At 59.2% G+C, this 16,677-nt stretch carries 17 protein-coding genes; all 17 read right to left on the bottom strand.

Annotation, left to right across the window (positions count from 1 at the left end; all coding sequences use genetic code 11):
- Positions 1 to 15: 15 nt before the first annotated feature.
- Complete coding sequence (locus tag ADU59_RS09950; protein ID WP_068953939.1) at positions 16 to 1,638, bottom strand: ABC transporter substrate-binding protein; 1,623 nt, start codon at positions 1,636 to 1,638, stop codon at positions 16 to 18.
- Between the two features lie 33 nt (positions 1,639 to 1,671).
- Positions 1,672 to 2,592: an ABC transporter permease gene (locus ADU59_RS09945; protein WP_068953938.1), complete on the bottom strand. Its 921-nt coding sequence runs from the start codon at positions 2,590 to 2,592 to the stop codon at positions 1,672 to 1,674.
- A 1-nt stretch (position 2,593) separates the two neighbouring features.
- A complete protein-coding gene (locus tag ADU59_RS09940; protein WP_068953937.1) occupies positions 2,594 to 3,442 on the bottom strand; it encodes an ABC transporter permease in 849 nt (282 codons plus the stop codon).
- Entirely contained in the window at positions 3,442 to 4,023 is a 582-nt protein-coding gene (locus ADU59_RS09935; protein ID WP_068953936.1) for an ANTAR domain-containing response regulator, read from the bottom strand. Before ADU59_RS09935 ends, ADU59_RS09940 begins: the two co-directional genes overlap by 1 nt.
- Positions 4,020 to 5,156: a transporter substrate-binding domain-containing protein gene (locus ADU59_RS09930; protein ID WP_068954135.1), complete on the bottom strand. Its 1,137-nt coding sequence runs from the start codon at positions 5,154 to 5,156 to the stop codon at positions 4,020 to 4,022. The genes ADU59_RS09935 and ADU59_RS09930 overlap by 4 nt, the downstream gene beginning before the upstream one ends.
- Positions 5,157 to 5,494: 338 nt before the next feature.
- Positions 5,495 to 6,457, bottom strand: coding sequence for an arginase family protein (locus ADU59_RS09925; protein ID WP_068953935.1), 963 nt, complete (start codon positions 6,455 to 6,457; stop codon positions 5,495 to 5,497).
- A 74-nt stretch (positions 6,458 to 6,531) separates the two neighbouring features.
- Entirely contained in the window at positions 6,532 to 7,224 is a 693-nt protein-coding gene (locus tag ADU59_RS09920; protein ID WP_068953934.1) for an ABC transporter permease, read from the bottom strand.
- Entirely contained in the window at positions 7,221 to 7,910 is a 690-nt protein-coding gene (locus tag ADU59_RS09915; RefSeq protein WP_068953933.1) for an ABC transporter permease, read from the bottom strand. Before ADU59_RS09915 ends, ADU59_RS09920 begins: the two co-directional genes overlap by 4 nt.
- 7 nt (positions 7,911 to 7,917) lie before the next feature.
- Positions 7,918 to 8,682, bottom strand: a complete 765-nt coding sequence (locus ADU59_RS09910; protein ID WP_068953932.1) for a transporter substrate-binding domain-containing protein — start codon at positions 8,680 to 8,682, stop codon at positions 7,918 to 7,920.
- Between the two features lie 84 nt (positions 8,683 to 8,766).
- Positions 8,767 to 9,537 (bottom strand): ABC transporter ATP-binding protein, encoded by a 771-nt coding sequence (locus ADU59_RS09905; protein ID WP_068953931.1) that lies wholly within the window; start codon positions 9,535 to 9,537, stop codon positions 8,767 to 8,769.
- A 207-nt stretch (positions 9,538 to 9,744) separates the two neighbouring features.
- The gene (locus ADU59_RS09900; protein ID WP_068953930.1) at positions 9,745 to 10,689 is read right to left on the bottom strand and encodes a LysR substrate-binding domain-containing protein; all 945 of its coding nucleotides are present in this window, start codon (positions 10,687 to 10,689) and stop codon (positions 9,745 to 9,747) included.
- Between the two features lie 245 nt (positions 10,690 to 10,934).
- Positions 10,935 to 11,072, bottom strand: coding sequence for a hypothetical protein (locus ADU59_RS30605; RefSeq protein WP_158515715.1), 138 nt, complete (start codon positions 11,070 to 11,072; stop codon positions 10,935 to 10,937).
- An 11-nt stretch (positions 11,073 to 11,083) separates the two neighbouring features.
- Positions 11,084 to 11,962: a hypothetical protein gene (locus ADU59_RS09895; protein WP_068953929.1), complete on the bottom strand. Its 879-nt coding sequence runs from the start codon at positions 11,960 to 11,962 to the stop codon at positions 11,084 to 11,086.
- Between the two features lie 385 nt (positions 11,963 to 12,347).
- Positions 12,348 to 13,712, bottom strand: a complete 1,365-nt coding sequence (locus tag ADU59_RS09890; protein ID WP_068953928.1) for an amidase — start codon at positions 13,710 to 13,712, stop codon at positions 12,348 to 12,350.
- Positions 13,713 to 14,012: 300 nt separating this feature from the next.
- Entirely contained in the window at positions 14,013 to 15,020 is a 1,008-nt protein-coding gene (locus ADU59_RS09880; protein WP_244506391.1) for an ABC transporter substrate-binding protein, read from the bottom strand.
- Positions 15,021 to 15,027: 7 nt separating this feature from the next.
- Complete coding sequence (locus ADU59_RS09875) at positions 15,028 to 15,870, bottom strand: ABC transporter permease (RefSeq protein ID WP_099050793.1); 843 nt, start codon at positions 15,868 to 15,870, stop codon at positions 15,028 to 15,030.
- 16 nt (positions 15,871 to 15,886) lie between these two features.
- On the bottom strand, positions 15,887 to 16,666 hold the full coding sequence (locus tag ADU59_RS09870; protein WP_068953925.1) for an ABC transporter ATP-binding protein: 780 nt from the start codon (positions 16,664 to 16,666) through the stop codon (positions 15,887 to 15,889).
- Positions 16,667 to 16,677 lie beyond the last annotated feature (11 nt).

Raw genomic sequence — 16,677 nt, 5'->3', positions numbered from 1 at the left:
ACCCCACCCCGATGTTTACTGCTTCACGAAGATCGCGTCGTAGTTGATGACGCGGGTCGGATCGACGTAGATGTCACCGGAACCGCCCATGCGCGGCGACTTGGCGACGACGCGGCGTTCGTTGGTCAGCGGGATCCACGGCGCGTCGGCCATGATGTCGGTGAAGATCTTGCCCCATTCGGCCTGACGCTCGGCAGCCTTGGCCGGGTCCGACATCGAGTCGGCGGCAATAGCGCGGGCATCGAGATCCTTGTTGCAATACCAGGACCAGTTCCAGCCGCCCTGAACAGCGCCGGCGCAGCCGAGGATCGGGCCGTAGAAATTGGACGGATCCGGGAAGTCGGCGATCCAGGCCATGCCGCCCGACCAGATCATCGGCGCTTCGCCTTCGGTACCGCCAGCGGCAATCACGTTGGCCTGCGCCAGCGCGCGGACCTCGGCCTTGACGCCGATGGCGGCCAGATCCTGCTGGATCGCCTGGGCGATGCGCGGCTGCGGATCAGTGTTGGTGGAGTAGAGGATCGTTTCGAAACCATCCGGGAAACCGGCTTCCGCCAGCAGCGCCTTGGCCTTTTCGACATCGAAGGCATAACCGGTGAAGGTCTTGTCATAACCCGGCATCAACGGTGGCAGCGGCTGATTGGCGGCGGTCGCCCGGCCGTTGAGGATGCGGGTGATGCGCTCTTTATTGATCGCCATGTTCAGCGCCTGGCGCACCTTCACATTGTCGAGCGGCTTCACCTTGGTGTTGAGCGTGATGTAGCCGGTGTGGAGCTGCGCGCCGTCGACGATGATGTCGGCGCCCTCCGGCGAGTTCTTGATTTCGAGGAACTTTGCCGGCGGAATGCCGTCGCCGGCGATATCGACCTCGCCCTTCTGCAGGCGCAACAACGCCACCAGCGGCTCCTGGCCGACTTCGACGGTGAACTTGTCGATGTGCGGCATGTCTTTCACAAAATAATCCGGGTTGCGCTCGAACACGAGGCGCTGGCCGACGGTCCATTCCTTCAGCACGAAGGTGCCGGAGCCCACCGGCTTCTTGCCAAAATCGCCGGCAGCGGCTTCGACGGCCTCCTTTGGAACGACGGAGGCGAAGTTGATGGCCAGCACGTGCAGGAAGGTCGCGTCCGGACGCGACAATGTGAAGACCACGGTCGAATCATTCGGGATTGCGATGCCTTCCAGCGTTGCGGATGTGCCGCCGGTGACTGCGTCAAAGCCCTTGATCGCGCCGAAGAAGCCGGCACCCGGGCCTTGCGTCTTCGGATCGACGGCGCGCTCGATCGAATATTTCACGTCCGATGCGACGACTTCGCGGCCGTTGGTGAACTTCACGCCCTTGCGCAGCTTGAAGGTATAGGTCAGCCCATCGGGCGAAACGGTGAAGCTTTCGGCAAGCGACGGGACCAGGTCCGGAGTGCCGGGCGTATAGTCCATCAGCCGCGAATAGAGGCTCTTGATCATCGACCAGTTGACCCAGTCATAGCCTATGGCCGGATCGAGCGTGGCGATGTCGTCTTTGTAGGTGATGACGATGTCGCCGCCCTGCTTGATGGCGTCCTGCTGCGCGAAGGCATTAAGCGGGATGAAGGCGAGCGCCGCCGCTATTGTGGTGTTTCGAAGCCAGCGTTTGAACATTTTTAAGTTCCCCTTTTTGGTTGCTGATGTGAACTAGCGCGCACGGATGCGCGGATCGATGAGCGGTGCGATGACATCCGCGACGAGATTGCCAAGCACGATGGCGAGCGCGGACACGAGCGTGACGCCCATGATGATCGGAATGTCGACCTGCTGGATCGCCTGCCAGGCGAGCTGGCCGATGCCCGGCCAGCCATAGACGGCCTCGACCACCACCACGCCGCTCATGAACTGGCCGATATCGATGCCGATCATGGCGATAACAGGCAAAAGCGCGTTCGGCAGCGCATGGCGAAAGATGATGCGGGCAGACGACAGGCCCTTGGCGCGGGCAGTACGGACATAGTCCTGATTGAGCACATCGATCATCGCCGAGCGCACCATGCGCGCATACCAGCCGGCCCCGAGAATACCGAGCGTGGTCGCCGGCAGAATGACATGAGCAAAGGTGCCGAAACCACTCATCGGGAACCAGGCGAGCGTCACCGCAAAGACGTAGAGAAGCAGGAGGGCCGCAACGAATTGCGGTGCCGAAACGCCGACGAAGGACGCCATCATCACGAAGCGGTCGACCGGCCCGCCACGGCGCACAGCAGCGATAACGCCGAGCAAAAGGCCGAGCACCACCTCGACGAAGATACCGGCCGCCATCAGGATCAGCGTTGCCGGAAGCCGGGCCGCGATCAGCGCGCCGACATCGGTTTTCTGCGCATAGGAGCGGCCGAGATTGCCCTCGGCAAGGCCCTTCAGATAGGTCCAGAACTGTGCCAGCAGCGGCTGATCAAGGCCGAGTTCATGGCGGATATTGGCAACCGTCTGCGCCGTGGCGCTGCGGCCGGCAATCATCCGGGCGGGGTCGGCGGGCAGCGCATAGAGCAAAAGGAAGGTGATGGCCGCGACGCCAAAAAGGATCAACGCCGTCTGAACCAGCCGCCGCATCATGAGAAAGATCATCTCAGCCCCTCCCGCGCTGGGTCGGGTCGAGAATATCGCGAAGGACATCGCCGACCAGATTGAAGGAAAGCGCGGTCAGAAGAATGACGGCACCGGGGATGAAGACCAGCCAGGGGGCTGCCTGGAAATAGCTCTGGCTTTCGAAGATGATATTGCCCCAGGAGGGCGTCGGCGGCTGCACGCCGATGCCAAGGAAGGACAAGGTTGCTTCCAGAAGCACGGTGGTTGCGATGCCGAGCGTGCCCCAGACGATCGCCGTCGGCATCAGATGCGGCAGGATGTGATGAAACAGGATGCGCAAGTGACCAGCGCCCAGAGAGCGTTCCGCCAGGATGAAATCGCGCTCCACCAGTCCGCGGGTCTCGGTATAGACGATGCGTGCCACCTGAACCCAGTTGACCAGCGCAATCACCATGGCGACGATCCAGAGGCTGGGACGCAACAGTGCCGCCAGCACGATGGCCAGAAGCAGGGCCGGAAAGGCCATCATCAGATCGGTGAAGCGCATCAGCGCATTGCCGACAAGGCCGCGCATATAGCCCGACAGGATGCCGATCAGAAGCCCGATCGCCACCGCGATGCCATTGGCGACGAGGCCGATAACCAGCGAGGTCCGTGCGCCGAACAGCAGCCGCGAAAACAGATCGCGGCCGAGCGTATCGGTGCCGAGCAGGAACTGTGCGCTCGGCGGCATTGGCGCGCCCTCCAGCGTCAGCCCGTCGAACATCTGTTCATCGGGGTTGTAGGGCGCGATCAAGGGTGCTGCGACCGCCATGAAGATGAGGAGGGCGACGATCGCCAGGCCGAACAGTGCCGATGGCTGGCGGACCATGCTTTTCAGTATCCGCATCAACCGGCCTCCGGCAACGGTTCGGCACCGCCGAGAATGGAGGCTGCGACCTGCTCCATCGGCATCCGCCGCTGCATCGCGCAATTGCGCAGGATCGTGTAGGCTAATTCTTCGTCAACCTTGCGCACGGCAATGATGCGCTCGACGGCGGCATGGACGAGCGGCCGCAGGCGGACCCGCTCCTCCAGGTGCTTCATCTTGTCGATGACGGCCTTGCGCTCCTTGTAGATGCCGAGCGCCATGACGAGAGCCGGGTAGACGGCTGAGGAGGCAAGCGGTTTTGCGATGATCGCGCCGACGCCCTGTTCCATCGCCCAGGCAATCCGGCCCGGCGCTTCGGAGCCCAGCAGCGCCACCAGCGGGCACGGTGCATCCTCGCCGCTCCACGGCAACAGGCCGTCCCAGCCCTGGTCGGCATCGACCAGCACGATATCGGGCAGATCGCGCGCATCGAGCGGCTGCCATTGCACGGTCACCTGCAAGCCGATCAGCTTCAGCTGGCGTGTCAGGCGTTCGGTATTGCTGTCTTCGCGGTGCAGGATCGTTGCACGCCAGCCGGCAAAATTCGGCGTCTCCCTCATGATACGATCCTCAACTTCGGCGGCAGGCGCGTTCGCCGGCCTGTGAGGTACGGATCGGCAGCGATGGCCGGCTGCGAAGCGATGATGTCGAAGCCGCCTTCTCCGTTGATCCGGCCGAGATGGAATGGAAGGGCGGCATGCCGGGTTTCGGGGCTGATCAGGATCGGTCCGAGAACGGTCGCAAATGGCGCGGCCGACAGCAGCCGCGACACCGCGGCCGGATCGTCCGTTCCGGCGGCGATGATCGCTTCGGCGCAAAGCTTTACGGAGGCGTAGGCGCTGGCAAAGACGCTGGAAATACGACGGCCGGAGCCGAAACGGCCTGCCACCTGCGCCTTGAAGGCCGTATTCTCTGGTGTGGTAACCGTGTCGAAATAGGCCGCGGCACAGAGCTGGCCGGTGGCAACGCCAAGGCCGATATCGGGGAGTTCGCATTCCTGCAGGTCGCAGCTGACGACCGGGCAGTTCTCTGGGCGGAAGGCGGGATCGCGTGCGCCCAAAGCGCGGATGGCCGTGAGAAAAGCGTAGCTCGACGGGCCGACGAGATTGTTGAGGATGAAGCTTGGGCGGCGCTGCTCGATATCGAGCACGATCCGCTCCACCGCGGTCTCTTCCAGCGGCAGGTAGCGCTCGCCCAGCACCTCGCCGCCGGCGTCGTCGATCAGTTCGCGGGCAAGGCGGTTCATTTCCCAGCCCCAGACGTAATTGGCACCGACCAGATAGGGCCGTCGGCCGAAACGGGGGATCAGGTAGTCGAACAGCGGCAACAGATGCTGGTTGGGGCAGCCGCCTGTATAGATGACGTTGTCATTGGCCTCGAAACCCTCATAGGGGCACATGTACCAAAGCAGGCCATCATGCTTTTCGACCAGCGGGATGACCTCCTTGCGGGCAAGCGAAGTGATGGTGCCGATGATGTGCCGGCAGCCGTGGTCGCGCAGCATCGAGCGGGCGCCTTCGAGATAGGCCGCGATATCGGCATGCGGATCGATGAAGACCGGCTCGATGGCGTTTGCGTGGGTGGCGCGGATTTCCTCGATGGCAAGCTCGGCGCCATCACGTCCGTCCCGGCCCATCCCTGCATAGGGGCCTGTCGTCGAATAAAGGATGCCGATCCGCACTGTGTTTTTCATCGATCCGCCAAAAGCCAAAAACCCCATGACGCCGAGCCCATCAATGATGGGAAGCATCATGGGGCCAAACTGCCCGTCGACCATATGGTCATGTCAAAGGAAATATCTGCTCAATCCGAGAGCACGATTAAAATACGGGCAGACGATTGCTGTCAAGCGCGATTCGCTCGGGTGCGGAGGAATCGCTTCAGGTTATTTGGTGGCTCCGGGTGGGCAGGCGAATCCGTGCGCACCGCTCACTGACCTTTCTCCGACGCCGCACCATGCATGTTCGGCAGAGACGCAAAATCCGCCGGATGCGACCCGGCAGATTTCCATTGTGATTTGAGATCCGGATCTCAGGCAATTTGCCGCGCAACAATGCCGAGCGCCGAGGTGATCACGCGTGCAAATGTGAAAGCACCGAGACCATCGACATCACGCTCCGGCATGAACTCGACAAAATCCATCGCCGCGATCTTGCCGCGTCCCGCAGCTCCTCTGATGAGGTCGACCACCTGATAATAACTGAGTCCACCGGGGGCGCGGCCGATAACGCCTGGAACGAGCGAAGGGTCAAGCGCATCGGCATCGATGCAGATGATTACGTTGCTGCCTTCCGGGATCAGGTCCAGTGCAGCCTCGACGCCGCGCTTATGCAACTCGTAGGCAGGGATGAAATTGACACCCCATGCCACGGCATCCTCATAATCCTGCGTCGCGGCCGATCCGATGCCGCGCGCACCCACCTGGATAATGCGCTCGACATGCGGCATCTCCGATGAGCGACGCATGGTTGATGAGAGGCCCATACGCTCGCCCATATGAATTTCGCGCCAGTCGATATGCGCATCGATTTGCAGGATCGTGTATTTTCTCCCGTTGGCCTGCGCGCCGATCGCCTCGATCATCGGGATCGGGATGGAATCGTCCCCGCCGAGCAGAAAGGGAACAGCGCCGCGCTTCAGTACCTTCAACACCGCATCACGGATGATGCGCCGGTTTCCCTCTCCATCTTCCTCGTCATAAGGCAGATTGCCGCAATCGACGGCACGCAAGTGCGGCTCCGGAAAGACCTTGCCGCCATTGTCGAAATCATGACGGTCGACATTGGCCGTCAGCGAACCGGTTGCCTGGCGCAGGGCATCAGGACCGTTGCGGCAATAGGCTCCGACAGTCCGGTAGGACGTGCCGCACGGTGCGCCGATCAACGCAATCGGCGCGCTCAGCGTGTCGAGGTCGGTGCAGGCGTCGAGACCGAGAAATGTCGTGGTTTCCGATGCCGCGCCGAAGAGAGCGCCGAGATCTGCTTTTTGTTGCATTGGGATGTCCTCTGTTGTCTGTCGCCCTTTGCCGGGGCAGGTCTTTTGTTGTCTGTGGTTGCGGATATGCGATGTCAGCCGGTCCGGTGGTCGAGATAACCGGCCCATCGACGCTCGATGAGCTGAAATGCGCCGACCAGCACAAATGTCAGCACGAGATAGACGGCCGCCGCCGTGGCATAGGGTTCGAACTGGATGTAGTAGGTCAGCGTGATGTTGCGCGCGACACCGGTGGTCTCGAGCAGCGTGACGGTGCTTGCAAGCGATGTTGCCTGCAGCATCATGATCGTTTCATTGCCGTAGAGCGGTAGCGAACGCGTCAGCATCGACGGAATGAAAATACGGCACGCACGCGTCAGCGGCGACATGCCGTAGGCCCGTGCGGCCTCGACTTCACCGACCGGAATGTGGCGCAGTCCGCCGGCAAAAATTTCCGTGCTGTAGGCGGTGGTGTTCAGAACGAACGCGATCAGCACGCAGACAAGCGGGCTTGAGAGCCAGGACCAGACAACGCTCTCGCGAACCAGTTCGAACTGAGCGAGGCCGAAATAGATGAGAAAGAGCTGCACCAGCAGGGGCGTACCGCGAAAAACCAGCGCGTAAAGGAAGACAGGATATCGAATAGCGCGCGATTGACTGTTGCGCGCAAAGGCCAGCGGCACTGCGAGGAAAAACGAAATGGCGAGCGACGCCACCGTCAAGAGCAGCGTCAGTTTTGCACCATTGGCATAGAGGCCGAGATTTTCGGCAATGATATCCCAGTTCACCGCGAAAGCTCCCGTGTGCCACGCTCAAAACGTTGCGCAATCCGCATCAGAACGAGCATCGAAAGGATGGTGACGGTGAGATAGAAGCCTGCCGCGACCAGATAGAAGGTGAAGGGTTTTCCCGTCGCTTCCGCCGCACCCTTGGCCCGGAACATCACGTCCTGAAGGCCGATCAGCGAAACGAGTGCCGTCGCCTTGACAAGCACAAGCCAATTGTTGGTGAAGCCTGGCAGGGCGAGCCGGATCATCTGCGGCAGGACGATGTGGGTAAAGATGCGCCATGGGCGCAATCCATAGGCAACGGCCGCCTCGATCTGCCCCTTGGGAATATTCATCAAAGCGGCCTTAAAAGTCTCGGTCATATAAGCCCCGAAGATCAGGCCAAGCGTGACAATGCCCGCAAACAGCGGTGAGAACTCGACACGGATATCGAGATCGGCATTGTCCGCCAGCTGGTTGAGCAGCGACGGCAGGCTGTAATAGACGAGCAGCATCACCACGAGATCGGGGATGCCGCGCACGACAAAGGTGTAAACCTGTGCACCGGAGCGAAGAAACCTGCTGCGCGACAGCTTGCAATAGGCCGCCACGAGCCCGAGCAACGTCGCAAGGACAAGCGATGCGAAGGCCAGCAGCAGGGTAGTGACCCCTGCTGCCAGTATCGTTCTCGTGAAATCAGCAATCATGACCGCTTTATTCGCCGAAATATTTGGCGTTCAGCGCGGCAAGCGCGCCGTTCTCACGGACGATCGCCAGACCCTTGTTAATCGCGCTGACGAGATCCGTATTCTTCCTGTTGATGGCGATCGCGACACCTTCGCCAAACTCCTTGGCGTCCTTGCCAGTCAGTTGCGGACCGGTCAGTTCGAAATCCTTGCCATTGTCGGAATTGAGGAAGCTGTGGGTGATCTGCGCCTGATAGCTGATGTGGAGATCGGCCCGGCCGGCCGTCAGTTCAAGATATGGCGCGCTGCCGGTATCATAGCGCTTGATTGTGGCCTTCGGATAATGGCTGGTCACATAGGCATCCATCGGCGTTCCGGTCTGCACGGCAATTGTCTTGCCTGCGAGCCCTTCCGGCGTGAAATCGAACGCTGCCCCCTTCTTGGCGATGAAGCGGAAGATCGGGTGATCGTAGATATCGCTAAACGCAATCACCTGACGGCGCTTTTCGGTGACGGTCAGCTGCGAGATCAACGCATCGTATTTGCCGTCGATCAGACCGGGGATCATGCCGTCCCAGGCCGCATTGAAGATATCGCAGTTCAATTTGGCGGCCTCGCATATCGCCTGCATCAGTTCGACATCGTAGCCAACGAGCTTGCCGCTGGCATCGATCGATTCGAAGGGCGGAAACGTGGCGTCCGTCGCAATCCTGATCTGGTCGGCGGCATGGGATCCTGACGAGATCAGTGCGATCATCGTGGCGGCAAGAATGGATTTGACGGTAATTTTCATATCTCTGTCCTCTGGATGTTGATTGATAGTATTCTTGTGGTGCCCTGATCCGGCCGTCGCGAGAGGCCGCCGGCAAGGATTTGGTTAGTGCTTGAGGCGGCCCGCCATGAATTGCTGCAAGCGTTCACTGCGGGCGTTTGCAAACATCTCGCCCGGAGAACCCTGCTCCTCGATGGCACCATTGTGTAGGAAGACCACTTTGCTCGACGCTTGCCGGGCAAACCCCATTTCGTGTGTCACGACGATCATTGTGCGGCCTTCATCGGCCAGGGTCTGCATCACCTTCAACACTTCGCTGACAAGCTCGGGATCCAGCGCCGATGTCGGCTCGTCAAACAGCATGACGTCGGGTTCCATGCTAAGAGCGCGGGCGATCGCCACACGCTGCTGCTGGCCTCCGGAGAGGTGGGACGGATATTTGTGCAGCACGTCATACCCGAGACCAACCTTGGAAAGATTGGCCTTGGCACGGTCGATCGCATCAGCCCGCGAGAGACCAAGCACGCTCATCGGCGCCTCGATGACATTGGAAATGACGGACATATGCGACCACAGGCAGAAATTCTGAAACACCATCGCCAGCTTGCTGCGGATCCGCTGGAGCTGCGCCTTGTCCTTCGCCTTCAAAAGACCATCACGATCCGGCGCGGTCTTCAACATTTCGCCATCGATGACGATGCTGCCCGCATTCGGACGTTCCAGAAAATTCACGCACCGCAGGAAGGTGCTCTTGCCTGAACCGCTGGCACCGATGACGCTGATGACATCGCCAGCCCCGGCGGCAAGAGAGACCCCTTTCAGCACTTCCGTATCACCATAGGATTTGCGAATACCGGTGACAGCGAGCTTTTCCATCCTTCGTCCTCAACGCGCATCTGCGGCAGATCACGGTGACCTTGCCGGGAGGCCTCAGCCGTTTTGCCTGTTTGTTGCGCCAATTAAGGACATGATGGAAAAATCGGCAATTGATGAATTTTCACGGAATACATGACAATAAATCATGTATTCCGTGAGCCATCTGAGGAGATGGCAGCGAGAATTGCGACTTCATATGATGCATTCTCACGGGTGGCCGCCCGCCGGATGAGCAATCGCCGTGTCGAGAGCCGCACCACGGCCAAAACGCCCGAGCAGCCAGCGCAGGAAAAGACGGGTACTCGACCGCTGCAAACTTGCCGGACTGCACAGCACATGCCAGCCACCAAACGCATCGATCGAAAAAGGGAATGGCGCGAGCAGGGTTCCCGCAGCAAGATCAGAGGCCGAGAGCGTATCGCTGACCAGCGCCATACCGGTGCCGTTGATGGCCAGATCGATGGCCATGCCAAGGTCGCTGCAATAAAGGCCGCGCGAATAGGTCAGCGGATCCTGTGCACCCGCCTCGGCCAGCCATCGCCGCCACTCCGAACCATCGTCCCAGTGCAGCAACATCACGTCTTGCAGGTCCGATACCTTGGTGATGGTTTTGCCGATCCGGTTGAACAGCATGGGACTGCACACCGGGGTGATATTGACGGGCGCCAGCAACGTGGACCACTTGTCCGGCCACCCACCGCTGCCGAACAGGATACCGATGTCGATATCGGCAATCTCATGAATCCGCTGATTTTCCGAAAGCCGGATATGGCACTCCACGCCCGGATGGTCTTGGCAGAAATCCTTCAAGTGCTTGGCGAGCCACCCTCCCGCAAACATCGGAGGACAGGCTATATCGAGCTTGCCGCCCTCCTGTCCCGCCTCCGAAAGCCGCAAGGCCGCCGCGAAAATGTCCTGAAGCGCGGTAGCGACGGTCTTGGCAAAGACCTGGCCTGCCTCCGTCAGCACGACGCCTCGGCCCGCCCGGCTGAACAGATCGTAGCCGAGCGCACTTTCCAGTCTGCGTAACTGATGACTGACGGCGCTGTCGGTCAGATGAAGTTCAACCGCAGCCTTCGAGAGACTTTGGTGGCGTGCCGTCGCTTCAAACGTTCGCAGCGTTGGGAGGGGAAGATTTCGCAGATCACTCAATGTATTCGCGCCTCTTTGGCAGGTCAGTGCTCGCGATGTCCGTGGGGTTTAACAAACAGCGAGATGTAAGACCTGAAAACGATCGAAACCGAAGTCCCGCGACTTTGCTCCTCTCCCCCGGCATAGCTCGTTCGGATGCCTACGGGCTGACTCAATAGCGCTGCTCATATCGCATCTTGCGTCTTCCTGCCATCTGGCTTGCGCGGCGGATAGCAACGCCTGCCACATCAAGTCCCTCGTCGTATTTAGGGCAGGCGCTCCCCTGAACCGCTGACGTTCAGCGCAACGACGGGTTCGTTCGATTCTTCAGGGATTTCTGGATAGGTTGGAACAGGAAAAGAAACTCCGACGATCATAGCCACCAGAATGAGGGCAAGTTTCAAATGCCTCCTCGTCAAAGCTTTCTCACCTGAATATTCACCACTCCGAACGGATTGAATTTATACTCATCTTCCTCATACCGGGTGTCGTCGGATAGAGCCGCATGACGGGCCACCAAGGCTGCTTCAACACCTTTCCGTGTCATTTCATCGGCGAGATCGTCCATTAGAGCAGCAACCTTGAGCTGTTCGGCATTGGTTGACGGCTGCCGATCGTCTTTTCCATCAAAGGTGACCAGCGCATCAGGCAAGCCAACCAGATGAAACCCGACGCTGTCCATCCCCTTGATATCATCGCCGATGGGCCGGCGCGCAAAGGCCAAACGGCAGGCTCTCGCCAGCATCAACACATCACTGGACGCAGCCGCACTGCGCGCCTGCTCAAAAAGTTCTCTCCATCGCCGCACTCCATGGGCTACGCCGGCACTCTCGCCCTTTGCGGCAACTGCGCCGTGATCAAGCATGTATTGGACGAACATCAAGGCTTTTGCGGAGGTCGTTACCGTTGTTTCCGCCGTCATTGACGGACCAAGCACGTACAGAACAGCCCCATGCCCGGCGACAGCGTCTTCGTCAGTCTTCTGATAGGCATCGGGGTCGACGCGGTCCCAGCAAACATTGAACGATCGTTCCATCCGATCATCCGCCTCATTCTGCAAGCTCTCCTCATCAATGGAAAAATCATCACCAAACAGGCCGATGGCGGCGCGGGCGCTCTGCAGGAGCGTTGCGAGACCATCTTCTCCGCCAAGAAAACAAAGCACATGACGCGGTGTGTAACTGGAACGGAATACCGCAAATGCCGGCTGTCTGCTCGACGCCCTCCCGAGAGATGGCTTTCCCAGGATAAGTCCGCCCAGAAATGCAAGAACGCCGCGACGCACTGAATTCATACCAGTGTCCTACCGTTTCCAGCCAACGGACTTGAGGGTTTTAACAACACCATATCCAGGATTGGGCATATCGCATCCTCCTCAGTTTCGCTGCAACCCGATTTTCAACCCCAGTCAATCAAAACGACAGAAACAAAGCTTGCGACGATTACAGAAGCGAAACGGCGGTGACCACACGAACGATTCCGGCGAAGCGGCAGATATGCAAGCCGGCGTGCTGCAATGAGCAATATGCTCAAAAACAACATTCCAACGACAAAGCTGCCTACATCAACTCTATTTAGAGCGGGCCGAGGTAACGACCCCAGGGTACACAACCGACAACGCCCCCCTTTTCAAGGGCCGAACGTAAAGATGATCCTGATAGTAGTCATCCACCGGAAAACTACCGCGGCCTCATCCTGTGAAACTCCGTCACCGCCTGAAAATCAGCGACGAGTTGCATCAACTGCTCTTCGCTACCGTCACCGCCCATCAGCTGTGCGCCGATCGGAAGGTTGAGACTATCGACGCCGATCGGAAAGCTGATTGCCGGCAGCGCCGACAGGCTGGGGATGCAGGTAAAGCGCATATTGCCCGTCAACGTGCTCTCCTCGACATTGCCGAGCATGATCGTCTCCTGCCCGATGAGCGGCGCGGTGAACGGCAGGGTCGGTGTCAGGATAACGTCGACATTTTTCAGATGGCGGTCGATCTGATCGCGCAAATAGGTGCGGTAACGCTGCGCCTGCAGATATTCCACGGCGGTGAAGGTCATTCCGGCATGGAGCAAAATACGGACATCTTCTCCATACTGGGCGGCTTTATCGGCCAGCCACGGGGCATGAACAGCACTCGGCTCCGCGGCATCGACGATCACCTGCGCATCGACAGCGACATCAAGACCATCGATTGCCACGATCTCGATAATGGCGCCCATATCCTCAAAGGCTTTAACAAGCGCCCGGAACGCGGCCTCGACATCAGGCTGCAGATTTTCAAATCCATAGCCCTCGATCAGGCCTATACGCGCGCCTTTAAGCGATCTGGCTCCCCAGGCGACCTGACGTGCTTGGTGCGACAGAACAGAAAACACCGCCTGGCAATCTTCGGCGCTGCGCGCAAGCGGACCCACAGTGTCCATGCTCCAGGCCAGTGGAAACACGCCTTTTGTACTGATCTGCCCAACGCCGGGCCGCAGGCCGGTCACGCCGTTCATGGAGGCGGGAAGGCGCACGGAGCCACCGGTATCCGTACCAAGGGCGGCCATGACAGTACCCGCTGCGACCGCCGCGCCCGAGCCGCCGCTCGATCCCGCTGGGATACGCGCCTTGTCCCAGGGGTTTCGGCACTGCCCGAAATGTGGATTTGATGTCGTTCCGCCCCAGGCAAATTCGTGCATGTTGGTCGCGCCAATGATGATTGCACCCGCACGCTTCAGTCTTTGGGACACATCCGCATCCGAGCCGGCGATGTAATTTTTCAAGACCGCGCTGCCGGCGGTCATCGGCTCGTCCTTGACCGCGATGTTCGCCTTGACGGCGACCGGAATGCCATGAAGCGGCCCCAGATCGTAACCGTGGTCAAGCAGCGCCTGATGGGCGGAGGCAACGGCGAGGGCCCTGTCGCGATAGACGTCGCTGAACGCCACAAGGTCACGTGTCGCCTCCTCGTGGTCGAGGCAGTGTGCGACGAGATCCGTCAGAAGAATTTCACCGCTGCGAATAGCCTTGGCAGCCTCAACGATCGAGAGGTCAGAAAGATCGGTCATGAAAGAAGCTCACAAAAAGTATCGTGTCTGTTTTGCCGGCGGTATTTAGGAAGGCTTGCGCCATAGAACTTCGGATGACACGAAAGCGGTGATTGGCGATGTCTCCGGCGACAAAGTTCTGTTGCAGAAGGCCGCGAGATTTTCAGCGCGCACTGCCCAGGCCCCGACGGTCGGGCGGGCGGCCTCTGCATGATCCTGCGAGATAGGACCGATCATCTGCATACGGGCATCAAGAGAAAGGGGCATGACAGGCTCCAGGGAATGAGAGAGGCCTTTAGCCTCCCTCACCCGATCAAAAGTTCACTTCATCTTGGCGTCGGCGGCTTCCTTGGCCTTCGTCGCCAGTTCCGTGTTGACGTTGTTCTCGTAGGATGTCGCCTCCGACGGATAGGCCTTCACATTCTTGGCGTAGAGGGCGATGTTGAGATTGTTGTCCCAGGCCTTCTTCGATACCAGAACGTTCTCGGGATAACCCTTGGCATCGATCTCACGCTTGACGGCTTCGGCAACGATCTCGCGCGGCAGGTTGGGGAAGTACTTCGCCGCGACATCAACCGTTTCGTCAAAGTTCTTGTAGATAAAGCGCGACGCCATTTCGAAAGCGGTCACGACGCCCTGCGCAGCCTCCGGATTTTCGGCGATGTATTCCTTCGTCGTCGTCAGGCTGGAAAAGGCGAAGGGGTACCAGTCCTTGTTGGCAGAGAACGAATAGACCGAGCTCAGGCCGTTCTGATGGATGCTCTGCGTAACCTGCGGTTCGACGGCCAAGGCATAATCGGCGCGATCGCTCACGATGGCCGGGATTTCGTTGCCAATCGACACATGAACCAGCTTCACACCCTCGAGCTTCTGCTGCTTGATGAGATAGCTCATGAATGCCCAGGTCGTATCGGGCTCCGGGCTGGTGATAACCCGCTTGCCTGCAAAACCCTTGAGGTCGTCCTGCAGAGAAGCCGCATTCTTGCCGATGACGAAAACGGTCGGTGCATCCTGGATACCGGCAACAACCACGCCGTCGCCACCGTTTTCACGGCTCTTTGGCACAAAGATCGGGTCCTGAATCGAGAAATCCGCGGAGCCACCAATGACGGCCGCCCATGACTGCGCCCCGCCACCGCCGGTCGCGATCTTCACATCCAGGCCCTGCTCCTTGAAGAAGCCCTTTTCCTGGGCGACGTAAAGCGGCAGATAAAGCAGCGACTGGAACGCCTGATTGATGCGAACCTCCGTATCGGCGGCCGACGCAGCGGAGACAGCGATAAGGCTGGCGATGGTCGTGGCCACGAATGTCTTCCGAAGAGATGCCATGCGCATGTTATTTCCTTTCCCATGAGAGGATGAAGCGTTCGAGGAGATTGATGAGGGCGTTGAAGACAAGCATCATGATCATCACCAGGGCTACGCCGGCGAGCACGATGTTCATTCCGAAGTTGGAACTGCCGAGCAGGATCATGTGACCGACGCCAGCGTCCGAAGAGATATATTCCGCGACGATGGCGCCAATCAGCGCAAAGCCGACGTTGAGTTTCAGACCCGACACGACCCATGTCATCGAGGACGGCACGACCAGCTTGCGGAAGATGGCCGAGCGGGATGCATTGAAGGAGCGCATCAGGTTTATGAGGTCCTGATCCGTCCGCTGCGCGCCGCGATAGGACGTGGTCAGCGACACGACGACGCAGGAAAAGGCGACGATCATCACTTTCGACAACATTTCCGTGCCGAACCAGATGATGGTGATCGGCGCTATGGCCAATACCGGAATGGAGCCGATCGCTGCGATGAAGGGGGCGGCAAGGTCGGAGATGAACTTAGAATACCAAAGAAGCAACCCGAGCACCGAACCACCGATAGCGCCGACCACAAATCCGATCAGAGTCTCTTCCGTCGTCGTCAGAATATCATTGAAGAGTTCGCCTGATTCCATCCTTTGCGCCAGCACGTCCCAGATCTGGCTTGGGCTGGAGAACAGGAAGCGGCTGATGTAACCCGTCCGTGCACCGATTTCCCAATAGGCGAGCAGACCAACAACGATCGTGATCTGCAGGAAGATCAGAAAATAGCGTCGCGTCGCCGCGCTCTTGAAGAAGGTGGTTTCGCCCCTCGATTGCCTGGTGGGGGCAACGGGCGCGGAAACCGTATCCGATATCGCTTTCATGAAATCACCATGTCTTTCAGGCGAGTACCGGCGTAACGCCGATGTTGCGCCAGATCATCTCGTAGTAGTCGTTGAAGCGGCGGGACATCCGGCGCTCGGGAATGAGCGGGCTGTCCGTCTCGAGATCGATCTTGATCTCGTTGATTATCTCGCCGGGATGCGCCTTCATGACATAGACACGATCCGACATCGTCACCGCCTCTTCGATGTCGTGGGTGATGAACACGACCGTCTTGCGCTCTTTCTTGACGATACTCAGCAGCTCGCTTTCGAGCGCGATCTTCAAGGGATAGTCCAGCGCCTTGTAGGATTCATCCATGAGAATGATTTGTGGATCGGTGATCATCGTGCGCATCAGCGCCACGCGCTGACGCATGCCGCCTGAGATCTGGGAAGGATATTTGTCCTCGTAGCCTTCCATGCGGTAGGTCTGCAGCAGGACCTTGGCCCTTTCTCGCGCTTCCTTTTTCGAAACGCCGGCGATCTCAAGACCAAGCACGACGTTGTCGATCACTGTGCGCCACGGAAAGAGAAGATCCTTCTGGAGGACATAGCCGATCTTCGACGAGGTATGACCGGTGGTTTCGCGGCTCTCGACCAGAATGGAACCGCTGTCAGGCCTTGAGAGACCAGTGATAATATTGAAAAGGGTCGACTTGCCGCATCCCGATGGCCCGACGAACGATACGAATTCATTGGCGTCCGCATGAAACTTCATCTTATGCAGGATCTGCACCGGACCGGCCGCTCCTTCATAGGACTTCGAGATATCGATGGCTTCGAGCGTATGGCTCATAGGCTTCCTTT

The sequence above is a fragment of the Pararhizobium polonicum genome (assembly GCF_001687365.1).
In the GTDB taxonomy this organism is placed as follows: domain Bacteria; phylum Pseudomonadota; class Alphaproteobacteria; order Rhizobiales; family Rhizobiaceae; genus Pararhizobium; species Pararhizobium polonicum.
This window is presented reverse-complemented; position numbering and strand designations above follow the sequence as displayed.

Excerpts from the sequence above, each read along its gene's own strand:
- ADU59_RS09905 (WP_068953931.1), bottom strand. The coding sequence starts at position 9,537 with ATGGAAAAGCTCGCTGTCACCGGTATTCGCAAATCCTATGGTGATACG.
- ADU59_RS09915 (WP_068953933.1), bottom strand. The coding sequence starts at position 7,910 with ATGATTGCTGATTTCACGAGAACGATACTGGCAGCAGGGGTCACTACC.
- ADU59_RS09940 (WP_068953937.1), bottom strand. The coding sequence starts at position 3,442 with ATGCGGATACTGAAAAGCATGGTCCGCCAGCCATCGGCACTGTTCGGC.
- ADU59_RS09890 (WP_068953928.1), bottom strand. The coding sequence starts at position 13,712 with ATGACCGATCTTTCTGACCTCTCGATCGTTGAGGCTGCCAAGGCTATT.
- ADU59_RS09895 (WP_068953929.1), bottom strand. The coding sequence starts at position 11,962 with ATGAATTCAGTGCGTCGCGGCGTTCTTGCATTTCTGGGCGGACTTATC.
- ADU59_RS09925 (WP_068953935.1), bottom strand. The coding sequence starts at position 6,457 with ATGCAACAAAAAGCAGATCTCGGCGCTCTCTTCGGCGCGGCATCGGAA.
- ADU59_RS09945 (WP_068953938.1), bottom strand. The coding sequence starts at position 2,592 with ATGATCTTTCTCATGATGCGGCGGCTGGTTCAGACGGCGTTGATCCTT.
- ADU59_RS09875 (WP_099050793.1), bottom strand. The coding sequence starts at position 15,870 with ATGAAAGCGATATCGGATACGGTTTCCGCGCCCGTTGCCCCCACCAGG.
- ADU59_RS09880 (WP_244506391.1), bottom strand. The coding sequence starts at position 15,020 with ATGGCATCTCTTCGGAAGACATTCGTGGCCACGACCATCGCCAGCCTT.
- ADU59_RS09935 (WP_068953936.1), bottom strand. The coding sequence starts at position 4,023 with ATGAGGGAGACGCCGAATTTTGCCGGCTGGCGTGCAACGATCCTGCAC.
- ADU59_RS09910 (WP_068953932.1), bottom strand. The coding sequence starts at position 8,682 with ATGAAAATTACCGTCAAATCCATTCTTGCCGCCACGATGATCGCACTG.
- ADU59_RS09950 (WP_068953939.1), bottom strand. The coding sequence starts at position 1,638 with ATGTTCAAACGCTGGCTTCGAAACACCACAATAGCGGCGGCGCTCGCC.
- ADU59_RS09870 (WP_068953925.1), bottom strand. The coding sequence starts at position 16,666 with ATGAGCCATACGCTCGAAGCCATCGATATCTCGAAGTCCTATGAAGGA.
- ADU59_RS09930 (WP_068954135.1), bottom strand. The coding sequence starts at position 5,156 with ATGAAAAACACAGTGCGGATCGGCATCCTTTATTCGACGACAGGCCCC.